This is a genomic window from Tardiphaga sp. GW822-FHT04G09 (assembly GCF_058800725.1).
The window spans coordinates 64,376-83,767 of record NZ_JBXAMO010000023.1 but is presented as its reverse complement, the minus strand read 5'-3'; the positions used below and the strand labels follow the sequence as shown (position 1 = coordinate 83,767).

The following is a 19,392-nucleotide window of genomic DNA, read 5'->3' as shown; positions in this document are numbered from 1 at the left end:
GGCGTCGCGACGAAACCTAGCCAGCTTCCTTCGGCGTCTGCGGCTTCAACGCCAGCGCGTGCACCGTTCCCGCCAGTTCCGCCGCCAGCAGCTCGTTGATCATGCGATGGCGGTCGATCCGGCTCTTCCCTTCGAAGGCCTCCGACACAATATTGACCCTGAAGTGGGTTTCACCCTCCGGGCGGTGGCCCATGTGACCGGCATGCAGATGCGATTCATCGGTCACGTCGAGCCGCTGGGGCGCGAAAGCCTCTGTCAGCTTCTTTGTGATGTTATCTTTCATGGTCATGATGGCCGGCTTAGCGGTTCGCGCGGCTCATGGTCAATCACGATGTGGCGACCACTTGGTGCGGCGCAGCGCGCCGAACGAGGTAATCCGAATGTCAAGACTTGAAGCTTTTTGCATTGCGTTGTCATAGTCAGCCATGCCCATCGACTCATCCAAATTCTTCGACAGCATCCGTATCAAGCCCAACAAGCTGAGCGCGAAGCAGCAGGCCGCTGCGCGCGAAGAAGCTATTATGTGCGAATGGCCCGAGTGCAAGAACAAGGGTCCGCACCGTGCGCCCAAGGGCCGCGCGCAGGACAAGGAATACTGGCACTTCTGCCTGAACCACGTCCGCGAATACAATCAGGGTTACAACTTCTTCCAGGGCATGGCTCCGGATGCGGTGGCGCGCTACCAGAAGGACGCGCTGACCGGCCATCGTCCGACCTGGAAGATGGGCGCCAACGGCTCCAAGGACGGCAGCAAGGCGGCGCAGCCCGATCTGGACGGGGCCATCGACCCGTTCGCCATGTTCAACGAGATGAACGGCATGGGCATGGGTCGTGGCCGGGCCCGCAAGCCGCAGCAGCCGATCAAGGAAGAAACCCGCAAGATCTTCAATGCCGAGCGTAAGGCGCTGCAGGTCATGGGTCTCGGCCCCAGCGCGACGCTGGAAGACGTCAAGGCGCAGTACAAGGCGCTGGTGAAGCAGCACCACCCCGACGCCAACGGCGGCGACCGCTCCACCGAGGACCGGTTGATCGAAATCATCAAGGCTTACAATTACTTGAAGACGGTGGTCCGGGGTTCATAAGCACCCTCAACAGACTTCCTACCGCGTCCTGAGAAGCACGCCGAAGGCGTGCGTCTTCTTGCGGGTGGCGGGGCCATTCGCTGGGATGGCGGTGAGCTCCAGCTTCCTCATCTCATGGTTCGAGATGGCGCCGAAGCGGCGCCTCCATACCATGAGAACTTGATGGAGTGGCTCAGAGCGCTGCCAAACCATTAAGCATAACCCTGTCTCCGCCCTCTTAATTAGCTCCCGCGCCAAATCCCGCCGCAATTCCGCCCGGCCTCAGATCTTCAATCTCTATTGACCATCGCCGGAACGGAACCTGCTGCTCACGGCCAGTTGCCTTGCGAGCAGGAGGCCTTAAGGCTAATATTTGCGTGCGAATAAGGGCTCATTTGTCTTTATTCCTTGGGGTGTCGACGTCCCGTCGGCTGCGGAGCTTAGCTTTGAAACATCGCTCGCTTGTTCGCGCGCTGCTGACGTCAGTCGTACTTGCGACAGGCGTGGTGCTGGCCGGCTGCAATGGCGAAGACATGTCGCTCGCCAGCAACGCCAAAGCCAATCAGCCCGTTCCTCCCAAGCTTGTCGCCGAGATGGCTGAAAAGGACATGGACCTGCAGTCGCCGATACTGGTCCGTGTGTTCAAGCAGGAAGCCGAACTCGAAGTCTGGAAGCAGAATCGCTCCGGCCAGTTTGCACTCCTGAAGACCTATCCGATCTGCCGCTGGTCCGGCGATCTCGGTCCGAAGGTCAAGGAAGGCGATCGTCAGGCACCGGAAGGTTTCTATGCGATCACGCCGGCGCAGATGAATCCGCGCTCGTCCTACTATCTCTCGTTCAATACCGGTTTCCCCAACGCTTTCGACAAGTCGCTGGGACGCACCGGCTCGCAGTTGATGGTGCATGGCGATTGCTCGTCGCGCGGCTGTTTCGCTATGACCGACGAACAGATCGCCGAGATCTATTCTTTGGGTCGTGAGTCCTTCTTCGGCGGGCAGCGCTCGTTCCAGTTTGCGGCGTTTCCGTTCAAGATGACGCCGGTGAACATGGCCAAGCATCGCAACAACCCGAACATGCCGTTCTGGAAGATGATCAAGCAGGGCTATGATCATTTCGAAGTGACGCGGCAGGAGCCGAAGGTCGAGTTCTGCGAGAACAAGTATGTGTTCGATCCGGCCGCACCTGCAGGCTCGACCAAGCCGCTGGTGTTCAACGCTTCTGCCAAGTGCCCGGTCTATCAGGTCCCGGCGGAGATCGCTGATGCCGTCGCCGCCAAGCAGGCGCAGGACGATGCGAAGATTGCCGAACTGATCGCCAAGGGTACGCCGGTCGCGCAGCGCCGTCCCGATATCGACGGCGGCATGAACCGCGTCTTCGCCGCCAAGCTGCCTGATGCTTCTACCGGCCTGTCGGATCCGGAGCCGTCGGGCATGCAGACGGCTGCCTATTCACGCGCGCCAGGCACCATTCCACCGCATGTCAATCCGCCCAGGGCGACCGCTGCAGCGACGACCTCCTATTCGGCCTCGCTGTTCGCAGCATCGGAAGAGCCGGTCGCTGCCGTACCCTCTACGCGTGTTGCGTCGGCCTCGTCGGATGGTGGCTTCTTCAGCAGCCTCGCCAAGAAGGTCGGTATCGGCGGTTCGGAAACCACGGCGACGACGCCGCCTCCGGCTGCGCCAGCTGTGCCGGTCCCTTCCGCCAAGCCGAAGACTGCGGCCAAGGCCAGCCCGGCACTTGCCGCCGCTACGGCATCGAAACCGGCACCCGCGCCGGTCGCCGCCACCCCGCGTCCGCCGCTCAAGCCGACGCTGTCGGCCGAACCATCCGCGCCAGCCTCCGGCGGCGGCAGCGGTACGGCTGCGCTGTCAGGCGCTGCGCCCGTCGTGTCCGCGAATTCGTTCTCGGATCGCTTCTCGGCGATGCGCTAAACGCGCGTCGCTCTCCCCTCAGATATATCGCTTACGTGTGATTGGCGCCGTTGTTGCTCGCACGCTTCACGATGCTCACCCGGTTCACGCCATCGAGCTCCTGCAGCTTCGAAGGATAGCTGGCGATATCCTGTGACGAGACCTTGCTGAGCAGGATCGAGAGCTGGTCGGTGCCTTGAGGATCTCGGCTTTCCACGAGGAAGCGCTTCACCTGGCTGGAGCGCAGCGACAAGGTTTCGCGCAGCAATTCCGGCGTCAGGCTGTTGTTCTCCACCTCAACCTTCAGCATGCAGGTCTGGTTGCGCGAGCGATAGGCTTCCTCGAGCGGCTTGATACCGACGAGGATGATCAGAATGATCACTGTCGATGCGCCGGCCGCGAGATATAATCCGCCGCCCACCGCAAGGCCGATCGCCGCCACCGTCCAGATGCTTGCCGCCGTGGTCAGCCCCTTGACGATTTCGCCGCGCGCCAGGATCGATCCAGCACCGAGAAAGCCGATGCCGGACACCACCTGCGCCGCGATACGCGACGGATCAAGCACGACATGATCCTGAGCGAGGACGTTCGAGAAGCCGTATTGCGAGACCAGCATGATTAGGCAGGAGCCGACGCACACCAGCATATGTGTGCGAATGCCCGCGGCCCACAGCAGCCGCTCGCGCTCGAAACCGATCAGACTGCCAAGTGCTGCGGCGGAGATCAGTCGGATCAGCATTTCGGAATTGGACATCATCGACACGCCCCCTCATTCCTGCGCCGCTCGTGTCGGCGCGATGGAGTAGGCTAGTCCTCTGCAACGCGTTGTCCAATCGTCGTCAACGCTATCTGGCGCAGTGCTTGGCTGCGTGAATGCTTGGAACCTACAGCCCAAAAGAAAATCCCTCCCGGAAGGGGAGGGATTTCAGATGGTCTCGCGATCTACCCGGAGGTCAGTTTACGCATACCGCCCGTGGCAGTGCTTGAACTTCTTGCCCGAACCGCACGGGCAGTCCTCGTTACGACCGACCTTGCCCCAGGTGTCCTGGTTGTTCGGATCGCGGGCGACGGCCGGCTGCTGCTGGCCCATCGGTGCCAGCGCCGCATTGGCGAAGGCCATCTCGTCTTCGCCGGTGTTGTAGTCGAGCTTGTGGGCTTCCATGACAGGCAGATCGGGCTGCACGTCCGGCGGCACGATCTCGACGCGCATCAATTGTGCGGTGACGGCTTCGCGCAGATTGGCGATCATCGCCTCGAACAGGTTGAAGGCTTCCGCCTTGTATTCCTGCAGCGGATCGCGCTGGCCATAGCCGCGCAGGCCGATGACCTGACGCAGGTGATCCAGCATCACCAGATGCTCGCGCCACAGATGATCCAGCGTCTGCAACAGGATGGTCTTCTCGACATAGCGCATCACGTCGGGACCCCACTGGGCGACCTTGGCAGCCATGTGCTCGTCGGCCTTCTGCTCGATGCGGTTGAGCAGTTCCTCGTCGGCGATGCCTTCTTCCTTGGCCCATTCGTCCACCGGAAGATCCAGGTCGAGCACGCGCTTGAGCTCTTCCTTCAGGCCGGCCACGTCCCACTGCTCGGCATACTGGTTTTCCGGCACGTGCTTGGTGACGAGATCCTCGACGAAGGCGCGGCGCATGTCGTTGACGGTTTCGGCGACGCTGTCGTTCTGCATCAGATCGACGCGCTGCTCGAAGATCACCTTGCGCTGGTCGTTCTGCACGTCGTCATATTTGAGCAGGTTCTTGCGGATGTCGAAGTTGCGCGCTTCGACCTTCTGCTGGGCCTTCTCGAGCGCCTTGTTGATCCACGGATGGATGATCGCTTCGCCTTCCTTGAGGCCAAGGCGCGTCAGCATCGTATCGAGACGATCCGAGCCGAAGATGCGCATCAGGTCGTCTTCCAGCGACAGGAAGAACTTGGAGCGGCCGGGGTCACCCTGACGGCCGGAGCGGCCGCGGAGCTGATTGTCGATGCGGCGTGATTCATGGCGCTCGGAGCCCATGATGTAGAGGCCGCCGGGCTTCTCGACAGTCTTGGCCGGCTTGCTGCCCTTGGCGGGCTCGATCTCGACCACTTCCTTGGCGTTCAGCACGGTCTCGCGGAAGCGCTCGATCTCGGCCTTGATCTCGGCGATCCTGGCGGCTTTCTCGGCTTCGTCGGTGATGTCGGCCGTTTCGATCTGCGCGCGCATCTCAACCGAGCCGCCGAGTTTGATGTCGGTGCCGCGGCCGGCCATGTTGGTGGCGATGGTGATGGCGCCGGGGACGCCGGCTTCGGCAACGATATAGGCTTCCTGCTCGTGGAAGCGCGCATTCAGCACTGCGAACAGTTTCGCCGGCTTGCCGGAACGCGCGGCCGCATAGAGCTTGTCCATCGCCTTCGGCTTGGTGAAGTCGATCAGCTTGTAGCCGTTCTTGAGCAGATACTCGCCGAGCACTTCCGATTTTTCGATCGACGCGGTGCCGACCAGCACCGGCTGCATCCGTGCATTGGCGCGCTCGATCTCGGCGAGGATGGCGGCGTGCTTCTCGTCCTGGGTGCGATAGACCTCGTCGTCCTCGTCCATGCGGCCGATGCCGACATTGGTGGGCACTTCGACGACTTCGAGCTTGTAGATGTCGAACAGCTCATCCGCTTCGGTCAGAGCCGTGCCGGTCATGCCGGCAAGCTTCTTGTACATGCGGAAGTAGTTCTGGAACGTGATCGAGGCCAGCGTCTGGTTTTCCGGCTGGACGGTGACGTGTTCCTTGGCTTCCAGCGCCTGGTGCAGGCCCTCCGAATAGCGGCGGCCCTGCATCATGCGGCCGGTGAATTCGTCGATGATGATCACTTCGTCGTCGCGGACGATGTAGTCCTTGTCGCGGTTGAACAGTGAGTGGGCGCGCAGCGCCTGATTGATGTGATGCACGACGGAGACGTTCTCTACGTCATACAGCGTCTCGCCCTTGAGCTGGCCGGCATCGCGCAGCAGGGTTTCGATCTTCTCCATGCCGGCTTCGGTCAGCGTCACGGTGCGCTGCTTCTCGTCGACCTCAAAGTCAGTGAGTTTTTCGAGCTTCGGCAGGAAGGTGTCGATGGTGTTGTAGAATTCCGAACGGTCGTCGAGCGGGCCCGAAATGATCAGCGGGGTGCGTGCCTCGTCGATCAGGATCGAGTCGACTTCGTCGACGATGGCGTAGAAGTGGCCACGCTGGACCATGTCCTCCAGCCGGTACTTCATGTTGTCGCGGAGATAGTCGAAGCCGTATTCGTTGTTGGTGCCGTAGGTGATGTCGCAGGCATAGGCCGCCTGACGCTCGGCATCGTCGAGGCCGTGAACGATCACGCCGGTGGTGAGGCCCAGGAACGAGTAGATCTGACCCATCCAGCCGCTGTCGCGCTTGGCGAGGTAGTCGTTGACGGTGACGACATGCACCCCCTTGCCGGCGAGCGCGTTCAGATAGACGGCGAGGGTGGCGACCAGCGTCTTGCCTTCGCCGGTCTTCATCTCGGCGATGTCGCCCTCATGCAGCACCATGCCGCCGATCAGCTGCACGTCGAAGTGACGCTGGCCGAGGGTGCGTTTGGCGGCTTCGCGGACGGTGGCGAAAGCGGGGACGAGCAGATCGTCGAGGGTCTTGCCGGCTTCGAGCTGCGCCTTGAACTCGGCGGTGCGCGCTTTTAGCGCATCGTCGGACAAAGCCGAGACTTCGGGCTCCAGCGCATTGATCGCGGCGACGCGCGATTGATATCCCTTGACGCGGCGGTCGTTGGCAGAGCCGAAGAACTTGCGGGCGAGCGCGCCGATCATCACGAAATCCTGTCTTTAGCAATGCGGCCCGAAAGCCGTGGAATGGTGCAGCGGTCGCCCAGCCTCGTCATATCCAAAGTCTGTGGCGGATTGCTGTCTGGACCCCGGTGCGGGGAGCCAAAAAAGCAAGACCCCGGGAGATGAGTGGGAGCAGGGCAATCAGGGGTTCAATGACCACGGCGCGGCCGAAATCGCGCCTTCGCCACCGGCCCGGTCGGGGAGAGATATGGCCCGTGTGGGGGGTTGTCAACGGCGCGAACCTGTCAAGGATTTCATCATTTTGACAGAGTTTTCGCGTTGCCAAGACGGTACGTTTGGGAGAGTGTCCGCCGTCCCCAACAGGCTCTTATCCGAGATAAGGATTTTCCATGACCTTCGTATCGCCCGCTCTTAAGCCGGGCCTGCGCCCGGGCCGCACCCTGGCTGCCCTGACTGGCGCCGTTGCGGTGGCCTTCCTCACCAGTTTCCCGGTTTACGCGCAGGACGCCAATCCGGTCCTTGCCAAGGTCAACGGCCAGGAAATCCGTCAGAGCGACGTCACCATTGCCGAGGAAGAGCTCGGCCCGAGCCTCGCCCAGATGGATCCCGCGACCCGGAAGGACAATGTGCTGTCGTTCCTGATCGACATGAAGATCGTCGCCAAGGCGGCTGAGGACAAGAAGATCGCCGACCGCGAGGACTTCAAGTCCAAGCTGGTTTTCGCCCGTAACCGTCTGCTCATGGACAACCTTCTGGCGGTCGAGGGCAAGGAAGCCCTGACCGACGACAACATGAAGAAGGTCTATGAAGACGCGGCCAAGCAGATCACCGGCGAAGCCGAAGTCCATGCCCGCCACATTCTGGTGGAGAGCGAGGCTGAAGCCAAGACGGTCGCGGAAGAGCTGAAGAAGGGCGCCGATTTCGCCGAGCTCGCCAAGAAGAAGTCGAAGGATCCGGGCGCGGCCGATGGCGGCGATCTCGGTTTCTTCACCAAGGACCAGATGGTGCCGGAATTCTCCGCGGTCGCTTTCGCGCTGGAACCGGGCAAGATCTCGGACCCCGTGAAGTCGCAGTTCGGCTGGCACATCATCAAGGTCGAGGAAAAGCGCAACCGCAAGGCGCCGGAATTCGAGCAGGTGAAGCCGCAGATCGAACAGTATGTCGTGCGCAAGGCGCAGGCTGACTACGTCACCAAGTTGCGTGAAGGTGCCAAGGTCGAGCGCATGGATCAGGTTGCTGCGACGCCTGCCAAGCCTGCAGATGCTGCAGCACCTGCACCGGCCGCCAAGGACGCACCGAAGCCGGCCGACAGCAAGATGGCTCCGGCCAAGAAGTAATTTTGGACCTGAATAGCCCGCCCTCTGTCGAGAGGGCGGGCTTTTTGCTGCCTGTGCGCGATTTCAGGCCTGCGCTTCGGCGACACGCTGCCGCTGCGTCACGTGGTAGCGGGGCGCCGGCGTCGCACGACCGAATTTGGTCGAGAGCGCGCGGCGATCTGCTTCGAAGCGGGTCCAGTCCGCGCCGTCCTGCAGGCCCGGAATAGTGACGAGTTCACCCTGATCGAGGCCAGCCAATGCAGCGTCGACCATGTCGTCGGCGCGCATCACCGTTGCCTGATCCATGTTCCGGTGCGGATAGCCCGCGATATCCCAGAATTCAGTGGCCGTTGCGCCCGGCAACACCGCCTGCACGCGAACTCCCTTGTCGGCGAGTTCATGCACCAGAGAATGGCTGAAGCTGAGCACATAAGCCTTGCTGGCGCCGTAGACGCCATTGAGGATTTCCACGCCGATGCCAACGATCGACGAGATGTTGATGATCGTGCCTCGGCCCCGCGCCACGAAGCCGGGCGCGGCGGCATAGGTCAGCCGCGTCAGCGCGGTGATGTTCAGCGTGATCATGTCTTCCATCTTGCTGACATCGGCGTTCAGCAATGGCGCTACCGCGCCGACGCCGGCATTGTTGACCAGCATCGTAATGCTCGCATCGTCGCGCAGCGCGGCTTCGACCTTTGCCAGATCGGCCTTGTTGCCGAGATCGGCGGGCAGCGTGCGCACCGATCGTCCGGTCTCGCTGGTCAGTCGCCTGGCCAAGGCCGTCAGACGGTCCTGGTTCCGCGCTACCAGAATGAGATCATAACCGCGCTTGGCCAGCCGGTCCGCATAAACGGCGCCAATGCCCGTTGAGGCGCCTGTAATCAGTGCCGTACCTTGTGAAATGGTCATTGTCGTTCTCCTGAATGCTCTCGGCCGCAACGGCCGTGTCAGGAAATCTAGGCTTGCCCGAGCGCGTCTCAAATGTCATATAAACGGCGTTTTGGGACGTTTTTTTGAGGGAGAAGGCGCATGCAACGCATCGGTCTTGTCGTTTCCCCCCGCTGCTCTCCCATCAGCTTTGCTGGCATGTCAGTCTTCGAGCTGGCCAATCTCCTTGGCGACGAGCCTGCCTATGATCTGCACGTGCTCTCGGAAAATGGCGGCCAGGTTTCGACCTCGCTGGGCATGAGCGTGGCCACGGAGCCGTTCAATGCGGCCGACGCCTATGACACGCTCATCATCGGCGGCGGTCTGACCGTCGAACCTGTGACGCCCGGGATGATCGATTTCGTGCGACAGGCGCCCGAGCGCGCCCGACGTGTTGCTGCAATCTGTATCGGTGCCTTCGTATTGGCTGAAGCCGGTGTGCTCGATGAGCGGCGCGCCACGACGCATTGGTTTTACGCGCGCGACATGCAAAAGCGATTTCCGAAAGTGAAGGTCGATGAAGACCGCATATTCGTGAATGATGGTCCGGTCTGGACGTCGGCGGGTATGACCGCCGGCATCGATCTCGCATTGGCGATGGTCGAGGCCGACCTCGGCGAAGACGCCGCGCGCAGCATTGCGAAAAAGATGGTCGTGTATCACCGTCGCGCCGGCGGCCAGTCGCAGTTCTCCGCGTTGCTTGAACTGGCGCCGAAATCGGATCGCATCCAGAGTGCACTCGCCTTTGCCCGGGACAATCTGCAGAAGCCGCTGACGGTGAATGACCTCGCCGATGCCGCAAATCTCAGCCCGCGCCAGTTCAGCCGCGCATTTCACGCCGAGACAGGCCAATCGCCCGCCAAGGCCGTCGAGCATCTGCGGCTTGAGGCCGCGCGGTTGATGATGGAGCAGAGCCGGCATCGCATCGACACCGTCGCGCAGCAGACGGGGTTTGCCGATCGCGACCGCATGCGCCGCGCGTTTCTGCGCGCCTATGGCCAACCGCCGCAGGTGATCCGCCGCAATGCGCGGTCGCAATTGGAGGCCTGAGACGCGGTAAGACGTGTTGTGCTGAGGTGTTCGTGAAATCCCTCCCCCTTGTGGGGAGGGTCGGCCGTTGGCCGGGGTGGGGGTGCCACAGCTTCACGCGCTTGTGGAGGCACCCCACCCTTCGCACAGCTTCGCTGCTTGAGGGAGGGAAAAGAAAGATCAGCCGATCTTGCGGCCGATATCCAGAAACTTCTGCCGGCGCTGCTGACGAATACTCGCCGAGTCCATGCCGCGCATGTCGTTGAAGGCCTGCGCGATGGCGTCGCCGGTGGTTGCGATCATGGCCGCGGGGTCGCGATGCGCGCCGCCCGGCGGTTCTTTCAGGATGGAATCGATCACGCCGAAACGCAGCAGATCCTGCGCGGTGATCTTCATGTTGGTCGCAGCTTCCTGCGCTTTCGAGGAGTCGCGCCACAGGATCGAGGATGCGGCTTCGGGCGAGATCACGCTGTAGATTGCGTGCTCCAGCATCAGCACCTTGTTGGCGGTGGCGATGGCGATGGCGCCGCCCGAGCCGCCTTCGCCGATGATCACGGCAACATTGGCGACGCCAAGGCCGAGGCCGGCATCGGTCGAGCGGGCGATGGCCTCAGCCTGGCCGCGTTCTTCCGCGCCGATGCCGGGATAGGCGCCGGCTGTGTCGACCAGCGACAGTACGGGAATGCCGAAATGGTTGGCCATTTCCATCAGGCGCACAGCCTTGCGGTAACCTTCCGGGCGGGCCATGCCGAAATTATGCTTGAGGCGGCTCTCGGTGGTGTTGCCCTTTTCCTGGCCGAGCACGCAGACGCTCTCGCCGCGGAAACGGCCGAAGCCGGCCACCAGCGCTTCGTCCTCGCCGAATTTGCGGTCGCCGGCGAGCGGCGTGAATTCGGTAATCAGCGCTTCCACGTAATTCATGCAATGCGGGCGCTGCGGATGTCGCGCGACCTGGGTCTTCTGCCACGGCGTCAGGTTCGCATAGAGCTCGTGCAAGGCGGCGACGGCCTTGTCCTCGATGCGCACGATCTCCTCGCCGATGTCGCTGCCGCCGGCGGCCAGCGTGCGCAATTCATCGATCTTGGAATCCAGCTCGGCGACGGGCTTTTCAAAGTCGAGGTAGCTGCGCATGGGTTCGGACATTCACTGGATATGGGAAGGACGGACGGCGGGCGAAACTGCCGGTGCAGGCTTTTCAAGTCAATCGGGGCTGCAAGTCAAGCCGCGAAGGCGTCATTTACTCTGAAAAATCAAAGAGATATTTCAACGTTCAAATGCCTTTTTATGACGATTCCATTGCTGTGTTGCGCTTGTGGCGATGCCACCACCAGATGGCGGCGCCGGCCAGCGTGGCCACGACGATCACGGCCTGAATCCAGTAATGTTTGGCTTGGCCTTCTAGGCCGACGATACCGCCATGGCGATCCAGGACCGATACGGCCAGCACGCCGGGCAGCACATGCGCCGGCGCCCAGAGCAGTGCCGCGGGAATGTTCGCGGCATAGAATCTTGCTGGCGCAGTGCCCAGCGCGCCAGCGGTGACCGGCACGAAAGCACGAATCGGCGGGACGAAGCGGCCGAGGAAGACGGCCAGCGTACCGAAGCGGTGGAAGAAGGCCTCGCTCTGCGCCACCACGCCCGGATAGTTCGATAAAGGCCACGCATCGAGCAGCTGCCGCTGCCGGACATGCCCGATCCAGAATGCGCCGCCGTCGCCGAGCACGGCGCCCGCCACGGCAGCCAGCAGCACCGCTACCAGATCGAGGTCACCTGCCGGGATCAGGGCGCTCAAGGCCAGAATGATGGTTGTGCCGGGAATGAAGGTGCCAAGCACGGGCACCGCCTCCAGCAAAGCAGCGAGGAAGATAGTGAGGTAACCCAGCCAGCTATGTGCGGCGACAAAATGGGTCAGGGACTCGATGAAGGACGTCACGAATATCCGATCCGGCGCCAGGCGCCTCAACCAATGGTAATGCCAATATACGGATCAAATTGCGGGCCGCGCAGATCGATCCCTGAATTGCCATGCAGTTTCATTGGCATCCCAGCTGCGTCCGATTTGCAGGGCTGGCTTTCAAAAACCATCATCACAACCTATCTAGATGATAACATTCGGGAACTTTGATGGCGTCGTGGGCTTTGTCCTGCCGCGGCTCTCTGCTACGTTCCACACAGCACCCCATCCGCAGCCATTACTAGACTGGTTTCGGGATATCCGGGACCACGGAGGATTGATGACCGCCGCCTCGACCAAACTGCAAGAAAAGCCCGACGCGTTGACTGGCATACCCGACATCAAAGTCTCGGTGCGCAAGGTATTCGGCATCGATTCCAACCTCGAAGTGCCTGCCTTCTCTCAATCCGACCCTCATGTGCCGGACGCCGATCCCGATTACCGGTTCGATCGCGCCACCACGCTTGCCATTCTCGCCGGCTTCTCGCGCAACCGCCGCGTGATGGTGACGGGCTTCCACGGCACCGGCAAATCGACACATATCGAACAGGTCGCCGCCCGTCTCAACTGGCCCTGCGTTCGCGTCAATCTCGACAGCCACATCAGCCGTATCGATCTGGTCGGCAAGGACTCCATCGTGGTCCGGGACGGCAAGCAGGTCACCGAGTTCCGCGACGGCATTCTGCCCTGGGCGCTGCAGCACAATGTTGCGCTGGTATTCGACGAATACGACGCTGGCCGCCCGGACGTGATGTTTGTCATTCAGCGCGTGCTGGAGGTCTCCGGCCGCCTGACGCTGCTCGACCAGAACAAGGTGATCAAGCCGCATCCGGCGTTCCGCCTGTTCGCGACCGCGAACACCATCGGTCTTGGCGATACGTCGGGCCTGTATCACGGCACGCAACAGATCAACCAGGGCCAGATGGACCGCTGGTCGATCGTCACTACGCTGAACTATCTGGCGCATGACGAGGAAGTCGAGATCGTGCTGGCAAAGGCCAAGCACTATCAGAACCCCGAGGGCCGCGACATCGTCAACAAGATGGTGCGCCTCGCGGATCTCACGCGTAACGCCTTCGCCAATGGCGATCTGTCGACGGTGATGAGCCCGCGTACGGTGATCACCTGGGCTGAGAATGCCGACATCTTCAACGATATCGGCTTCGCCTTCCGCGTCACCTTCCTGAACAAATGCGACGAGCTCGAGCGTCCGCTGGTCGCCGAATTCTATCAGCGCTGCTTCAACGCGGAGCTGCCGGAGAGTTCGGTCAACGTGGCGCTGACGTAAGTTCTTGTTGCGAAGAACGCTCGTAGTTTCCCTCCCCTCTTGCGGGAGGGGCGGCCGAGCGAAGCGGAGGCCGGGGTGGGGGTACCCCAGGCGCCGGTCTTCCGCGGGGCACCCCCCAACCCGACCGGCCTGCGGCCGGCCACCCATGGCGGACGAAGTCGTCCGCCAGACCCCGCAAGGGAGAGGGATAAGAGGCCGCGGAGAAACCGAGCAATGAGCACGACGACCACCAACAAATTCCGCCCCGGCTCCAAGGAGGCGCCGACCGAGCCGTTCAAGCGCGCGGTGACGTCGTGTTTGCGCGCGATCGCCAAGGCGCCCGAGCTCGAAGTGACCTTCGCCGCCGAGCGGCCGGGTCTCGCACCGGGCAAAGCCCGTCTTCCTGAACCCGCGCGAAAAATGAGCAAGCGTGATGCCGCCATCGTGCGTGGCCATGCCGACTCCATCGCGCTCAAGCTCGCCTGTCACGATCCGAAGGTCCATCGCAAGCTGATGCCGGGCAATCCGCAGGCGCGCGGGGTGTTCGAGGCCGTCGAGCAGGCCCGTGTCGAGGCGATCGGTTCGCGCCGCATGGCTGGCGTGGCGAAAAATCTCACCGCGATGCTCGACGATCATTTTCATCGCGGCAAGTTCGACGAAATCACGGATCGTGCCGATGCGCCGCTGGCCGATGCGCTGGCGATGCTGGTGCGCGAGCGTCTGACCGGCATGGCGCCGCCGGCCGCCGCGAAGAAGATGGTCGATCTCTGGCGTCCGATCCTCGAAGACAAGATCAGCGATCGCCTCGACCAGCTCGACCAGTTCGCGGAGAACCAGGCCAAGTTCGGGGATGCCGTGCATGACCTGCTGTCGGTGCTCGAACTCGGCGACGATCGCAATGCCGAGCCGGATGACGAGGAGAGCGAGGACGACGAGCGCCAAGGCGAGAACGATCAGGCCGGCGCCGAAGGCTCGCCCGAAAGCGACGCCTCGCAGGAAATGAGCGCCGATCAGGCGCAACAGTCGTCGGAGGAAATGTCCGACAGCTCGATGGAGAGCGCGCAGGCCTCCGCGTCGGATACGTTCGACGAAGATGGCGAGATGGGCGACGACGAGACGCCCGGCGAAGCCACGCGCCCGAATTCGCACGGCAAGAACGAGCCGCGCGGTCCGGAATATCACGCCTTCGCGCCGAAATTCGACGAAGTCATCGCGGCTGAAGACCTCTGCGATCACGATGAGCTCGAACGGCTGCGCTCCTATCTCGACAAGCAGCTCGCGCATCTGCAGGGCGTCGTCGCGCGTCTCGCCAACCGCCTGCAGCGCAAGCTGATGGCGCAGCAGAACCGTGCCTGGGACTTCGACCTCGAAGAAGGCATCCTCGATCCCGCGCGTCTGTCGCGCGTGGTGACCGACCCGCATCATCCGCTGTCCTTCATGCATGAAAAGGAAGCGACGTTCCGCGACACGGTGGTCACGCTGCTGCTGGACAATTCCGGCTCGATGCGCGGCCGCCCGATCACGGTGGCGGCGACCTGCGCCGACATTCTCGCGCGCACGCTGGAGCGCTGTGGCGTCAAGGTCGAGATTCTCGGCTTCACGACGCGGGCCTGGAAGGGCGGGCAGTCGCGCGAAGCGTGGCTCGGTGCCGGCAAGCCGGCCAATCCCGGTCGCCTCAACGATCTCCGCCATATCATCTACAAGTCGGCGGATGCGCCGTGGCGCCGCGCACGGAAGAATCTCGGCCTGATGATGCGCGAAGGTCTGCTCAAGGAGAATATCGACGGCGAGGCGCTCGACTGGGCGCATAAGCGCCTGCTTGGGCGGCCCGAGCAGCGCAAGATCTTGATGATGATCTCGGACGGCGCACCGGTGGACGACTCCACATTGTCGGTGAACCCCGGCAACTATCTGGAGCGTCATCTGCGCTATGTGATCGAAGAGATCGAGACCCGCTCGCCGGTCGAACTGATCGCCATCGGCATCGGCCACGACGTGACGCGCTACTATCGCCGCGCCGTGACCATTGTCGACGCCGAAGAGCTCGGTGGCGCCATTACCGAGAAGCTGGCGGAGCTGTTCAACGAAACGGCGGGGCCGGCACCGACTCATGGTCGGCGACGCAGGACGCATTGATAGGGTAGGGTGGGAAAGAGCCCCTTTGCCCACCCTACAAGGTCCCGCTTGGCCCCTCATCTCACCCGCCGCACCTTTCTTGCGACTGCTGCAGCCGGCATCGCGCTGCCTGCAGTTGCCCGCGCGCAAACGGCTTCCGCGTCATCGGCACGCGGGCCCGTAGCCATCGAGATTGAAGCCCGGCCGATCCCGGCTTTCGATACGCGTGATCGGGCGCATACCCGGTTCGGATCGCTGCAATATCGCAGCGGATTGGTCCTGACGTCGAGATACAAGGACTTCGGCGGCATCTCCGGTCTTCGCCTCGATGACAAGGGCGAGGGCTTCATCGCCATCAGCGACAAGGGCAACTGGTTCACCGGCAAGATCGCCTATAGCGGTGATACCATGGTCGGCATCATTGATGTCGAGGCGGCGCCGATGCTGGGCACCGACGGCAAGCCGATCGCGGCGCGCGGCTGGTACGACACCGAGTCGATCGCGGTGGACGGACCGACGATCTATATCGGCCTCGAACGCGTTCATCAGATCCTGAAATTCGACTTCGGCCGCGACGGTGTACGGGCCAAAGGCGAGTCGATTCCGCAGCCGCCCGGTATGCGCAAGCTGCCCAACAATGGCAGCCTGGAAGCGCTGGTGATGGTGCGCAAGGACAGGTTCAGAACATCGCCGCTGGCGGGCATGCTGCTTGCGATCTCGGAGCGCGGGCTCGACAGCGCCGGCAACATCTCGGCCTGGATGATTGGCGGCAAGGCGCCTGCAACGTTCTCGGTCCGCCGTACCAAGAACTACGATATCAGCGATGCGGCGCTGCTGCCATCCGGCGATCTGCTGTTGCTCGAACGCAAGTTCTCGCTGTTCGGCGACACCGGGGTGCGCATCCGTCGTATCCCGCTGTCGTCCGTGGCGCCGGATGCCGTCATCGACGGACCCACGATCTTCGATGCCGATCTGGGTTACGAGATCGACAATTTCGAGGGGCTCGATGTGCACGTCACAGCGGAGGGCGACACGGTGCTGACGCTGATCTCGGACGACAATTTCTCGATGCTGCAGCGAACCCTGCTGATGCAGTTCACGCTGCTGGACTAGAGTCCCGGTTGTGACGCTTTTTCCTGATGCGAACCGGCATCCACTTCGCTCGAAAACGCTGTGTACGGTCAGGCAGCCGCCTCGGCCGCGTCAGCCGTCCTGGCCTGATGGGCGATCAGCAAGTCGCGCAGCTCGCTTGCGGGTTTGGCAGCGCTGAACAGGTAGCCCTGCATTTCGGTACAGCCGAGCGCGCGCAGCAATTCTTTCTGCCGGAGCGTTTCGACGCCTTCGGCGGTCGTCGTCATGTTGCGCGAGGTCGCGATATTGACCACGGCCTGCACGATCGAGGATGACCCCTGTGCTTCGGCAATATCGGTCACGAAGCAACGATCGATCTTGATCTTGTCGAACGGGAAGCGCTGCAGATAGCTCAGGCTCGAATAGCCGGTGCCGAAATCGTCGAGCGCAATGCGCACGCCGATCTGGCGCAGACCGTGCAGGATTTCCAGGGCGGTATCGTCGTCGCGGATCAGCACGGCCTCGGTGATCTCGAGCTCCAGCCGCCGCGCCGGCAGGCCGGATGCGGCGAGGGCGGAGGTCACCTTCAGCGCCAGTGACGCGCAGCGGAACTGAACTGGCGAGACATTGACCGCCACCCGGATGTCGCAGGGCCAGTTGGTGGCCTCGGCGCAAGCGGTGTTCATTACCCATTCGCCGAGCTCATTGATGATGCCGATATCTTCGGCGACCGGAATGAACTCGGCCGGCGAGATCATGCCGCGTTCGGGATGACGCCAGCGCAGCAGGGCCTCGCAGCCCACGACAGTGTCGTCGCGCAGCGTCAGCAGCGGTTGATAATAGACTTCGAACCCGCCTTTGGCGAAGCCATCACCGGCCGCGTGACGCAGTTCAAGCTCCAGCGTGCGGCGGGCCTGCACCCGCGCATCCATTTCGGGTTCGAAGAAGCGGTAGGTGCGGCGCCCGTCGGCCTTGGCGCCGTACATCGCAAGGTCGGCGTTCTTCAGCAGCGTATCGAGGTCGGCGCCGTCGCGCGGTGCCAGCGCGATGCCGATCGACGCATCGGTGAGCAGACTGTGGCCGAGGCAATCGAATGGCTGGCGGATCGCATCATAGATCCGGCCGACGAGATCGATGATGTCGGTATGGGTTTCGACGCCGGTCTGCACGATGGCGAATTCGTCGCCGCCGAGCCGCGCCACCACATCGGAGCCGCGCACGCAGGTGCGCAGTCGCAGGGCAATGCCCTTGAGCAGTTCGTCGCCGACGGGATGGCCGAGGGAGTCGTTGATGCCCTTGAATTCGTCGATGTCGATATAGAGCACCGCGCATTGGGTGCCGCGCGCAACGCGCTTCAATTCGTGTTCGAGTTCGTTGCGGAACAGCGTGCGGTTCGGCAGCTCGGTCAGCGCATCGTAATGCGCCAGATGTGCGATCTTCTGTTCGGCGTTGCGACGCTCGGTAATGTCTTCATGGGTCGCAACCCAGCCGCCATCGGCGACCGGTCGCGACGAGATCTGGATCGCGCGGCCATCCGCGGTGTGCATGACATTGATGCTCGAGCGTCCGACGTCGCGCGTCACCTCCGCGACATAGGCGTCGACGTCGCCGGCGAAGGAGCCCGTCTCCTTGCGATGCGCGATCACGTCGCGGAACGGACGGCCTGGCGTGATGACCTCGCGCGACAGCCTGTACATGTCGATATAGCGCTGGTTGCAGACCACCACGCGCGCCTGCGCGTCGAACAACAGCAGGCCCTGTGTCATGTTGTTGATGGCGGTGTCGAGGCGGATTTTCTCCAGCGTCGTCTGCAACTGCGCAGCACGGTTCTGCCGCTGGATGTGACGGATCATCAGATAAATCAGACCTGCCAGGATCAGGGCCGACAGCGTCGCGAGGGTAACTAGAAAGCTGGTCTGGTCGCGCCAGTTGGCCAGCGCGCCATCCACGGATGTGGTAGCGATCAGCGCGACCGGGAAGTTTTGCAGCAGGCGTATGGAGCCGAGGCGATCGATATTGTCGATGGGGCTGACGGTGCGGATGGTCGCGGGCGTGTCGCTGAAGCGCAGGTGCTGCACCAGCGGGCCGCTATTGATGACCTTGCCGATCGACGAGGGCATCTGCGGGTAGCGCGCCAGCAAGGTGCCATCGCGGTGGAACATCGCAATGGTCGCGTTCTCGCCGAGCGTGACGGATGCAAAGAACTTCTCGAACTGATGCGGCTCGACGCTGCGCGTCACGATGCCGAAGAATTCGCCTTTGGGCCCAGAGATGCGACGTGCGAACAGCGTCTTCCACTTGCCGGTGATGCGGCTCAGGACCGGCTGCACGATCTCGTCGTCAACAGTGAGGTCTTGCGATTTGAGTTTCTGGAAATATTCACGGTCGGCCAGCAAGAGATCCGGCGCCGGCCAGGATCCTGTCCAGTTGACCAGACGGCCTTCGGCGTCGAGGACGGTGATGTCGTTGGCGAATTCATCATCCACCTTCGACTTCAGCATCATGTGGGATTCGTAGCTCGACATGCTGCTGGCGAAGCTGTGGACCGACATCACGCCGTTGGCGAGGAGATGAGCCGTAAGGCTCTTCTGGATGCGCTGCAGATCCTGGAATTGCTGATCGAAATGCCGGCTGAGCAGCAGCACGGTGTTTTCAAGTTCGCGGTTGGAATTGTCGATCGTGCGCTGGCGAAAATTGTTCACGGTCATCGCCGTGCCGGCGGCAATGGTGACGATCAGTACGGCGCCAACGAGTACGAGCCAGCGCACGGGCGTGCGACGGATCGTCGAGCGCCCATAGCCATGTTCGGCGGCGCCCGGCGCTGAACCGCGCACGTCGTTCGTCATTCGCCTCCCCAGCAGCCGCATGGATCCCTACCCCTCGGGGATAGAAATACCCGGGCAAGGGTGGAAGACGCGTTAGGAAGTCAGGTGAATCAGGAATTAATTGCAACCGTAC

At 62.4% G+C, this 19,392-nt stretch carries 15 protein-coding genes; 7 read left to right on the top strand and 8 right to left on the bottom strand.

All coding sequences use genetic code 11. The features are described from left to right. Positions 1–16: 16 nt before the first annotated feature. Positions 17–289 carry a BolA family protein gene (locus tag AC1RLZ_RS26970; RefSeq protein ID WP_493191126.1) on the bottom strand — a complete coding sequence of 91 codons (273 nt, stop codon included), beginning with the start codon at positions 287–289 and terminating at the stop codon, positions 17–19. 136 nt (positions 290–425) lie between these two features. Here AC1RLZ_RS26970 and AC1RLZ_RS26965 point away from each other — a divergent pair, with 136 nt between their 5' ends. Beyond that, positions 426–1,082 carry a J domain-containing protein gene (locus tag AC1RLZ_RS26965; RefSeq protein WP_371420737.1) on the top strand — a complete coding sequence of 219 codons (657 nt, stop codon included), beginning with the start codon at positions 426–428 and terminating at the stop codon, positions 1,080–1,082. Between the two features lie 425 nt (positions 1,083–1,507). Next, complete coding sequence (locus AC1RLZ_RS26960; RefSeq protein ID WP_493191125.1) at positions 1,508–2,992, top strand: L,D-transpeptidase family protein; 1,485 nt, start codon at positions 1,508–1,510, stop codon at positions 2,990–2,992. A 31-nt stretch (positions 2,993–3,023) separates the two neighbouring features. Here AC1RLZ_RS26960 and AC1RLZ_RS26955 read toward each other — a convergent pair whose 3' ends face one another. Further along, positions 3,024–3,728, bottom strand: coding sequence for an MgtC/SapB family protein (locus AC1RLZ_RS26955; protein ID WP_493191136.1), 705 nt, complete (start codon positions 3,726–3,728; stop codon positions 3,024–3,026). Positions 3,729–3,929: 201 nt separating this feature from the next. Next, complete coding sequence (secA, locus tag AC1RLZ_RS26950) at positions 3,930–6,776, bottom strand: preprotein translocase subunit SecA (protein WP_493191124.1); 2,847 nt, start codon at positions 6,774–6,776, stop codon at positions 3,930–3,932. Between the two features lie 368 nt (positions 6,777–7,144). Between secA and AC1RLZ_RS26945 the strand changes: the two genes are divergently transcribed. Then, on the top strand, positions 7,145–8,092 hold the full coding sequence (locus AC1RLZ_RS26945) for a peptidylprolyl isomerase (RefSeq protein ID WP_371420734.1): 948 nt from the start codon (positions 7,145–7,147) through the stop codon (positions 8,090–8,092). Positions 8,093–8,155: 63 nt separating this feature from the next. Here the strand turns inward: AC1RLZ_RS26945 and AC1RLZ_RS26940 are convergent, their stop codons facing one another. Next, positions 8,156–8,980, bottom strand: a complete 825-nt coding sequence (locus AC1RLZ_RS26940; RefSeq protein ID WP_493191123.1) for an SDR family NAD(P)-dependent oxidoreductase — start codon at positions 8,978–8,980, stop codon at positions 8,156–8,158. Between the two features lie 120 nt (positions 8,981–9,100). On the opposite strand from AC1RLZ_RS26940, the gene AC1RLZ_RS26935 reads away from it, so the two are divergent. After that, complete coding sequence (locus tag AC1RLZ_RS26935) at positions 9,101–10,048, top strand: GlxA family transcriptional regulator (protein ID WP_493191122.1); 948 nt, start codon at positions 9,101–9,103, stop codon at positions 10,046–10,048. Positions 10,049–10,207: 159 nt separating this feature from the next. Here the strand turns inward: AC1RLZ_RS26935 and AC1RLZ_RS26930 are convergent, their stop codons facing one another. The 3 genes from AC1RLZ_RS26930 to AC1RLZ_RS26920 form a co-directional block, all read right to left on the bottom strand. Next, entirely contained in the window at positions 10,208–11,170 is a 963-nt protein-coding gene (locus AC1RLZ_RS26930; RefSeq protein ID WP_493191121.1) for an acetyl-CoA carboxylase carboxyltransferase subunit alpha, read from the bottom strand. Between the two features lie 139 nt (positions 11,171–11,309). Next, positions 11,310–11,960 carry a DedA family protein gene (locus tag AC1RLZ_RS26925; protein WP_493191120.1) on the bottom strand — a complete coding sequence of 217 codons (651 nt, stop codon included), beginning with the start codon at positions 11,958–11,960 and terminating at the stop codon, positions 11,310–11,312. 26 nt (positions 11,961–11,986) lie between these two features. Further along, positions 11,987–12,115, bottom strand: a complete 129-nt coding sequence (locus AC1RLZ_RS26920) for a hypothetical protein (RefSeq protein WP_371420729.1) — start codon at positions 12,113–12,115, stop codon at positions 11,987–11,989. Positions 12,116–12,261: 146 nt separating this feature from the next. Between AC1RLZ_RS26920 and cobS the strand changes: the two genes are divergently transcribed. From cobS to AC1RLZ_RS26905, 3 genes are all read left to right on the top strand, one after another. Then, entirely contained in the window at positions 12,262–13,269 is a 1,008-nt protein-coding gene (cobS, locus tag AC1RLZ_RS26915) for a cobaltochelatase subunit CobS (RefSeq protein WP_493191119.1), read from the top strand. A 213-nt stretch (positions 13,270–13,482) separates the two neighbouring features. After that, on the top strand, positions 13,483–15,384 hold the full coding sequence (gene cobT / locus AC1RLZ_RS26910) for a cobaltochelatase subunit CobT (protein WP_371421502.1): 1,902 nt from the start codon (positions 13,483–13,485) through the stop codon (positions 15,382–15,384). Positions 15,385–15,432: 48 nt separating this feature from the next. After that, on the top strand, positions 15,433–16,476 hold the full coding sequence (locus AC1RLZ_RS26905) for an esterase-like activity of phytase family protein (RefSeq protein ID WP_493191118.1): 1,044 nt from the start codon (positions 15,433–15,435) through the stop codon (positions 16,474–16,476). 68 nt (positions 16,477–16,544) lie between these two features. Here the strand turns inward: AC1RLZ_RS26905 and AC1RLZ_RS26900 are convergent, their stop codons facing one another. Next, positions 16,545–19,280 carry a bifunctional diguanylate cyclase/phosphodiesterase gene (locus tag AC1RLZ_RS26900; protein ID WP_493191117.1) on the bottom strand — a complete coding sequence of 912 codons (2,736 nt, stop codon included), beginning with the start codon at positions 19,278–19,280 and terminating at the stop codon, positions 16,545–16,547. Positions 19,281–19,392: the final 112 nt, after the last annotated feature.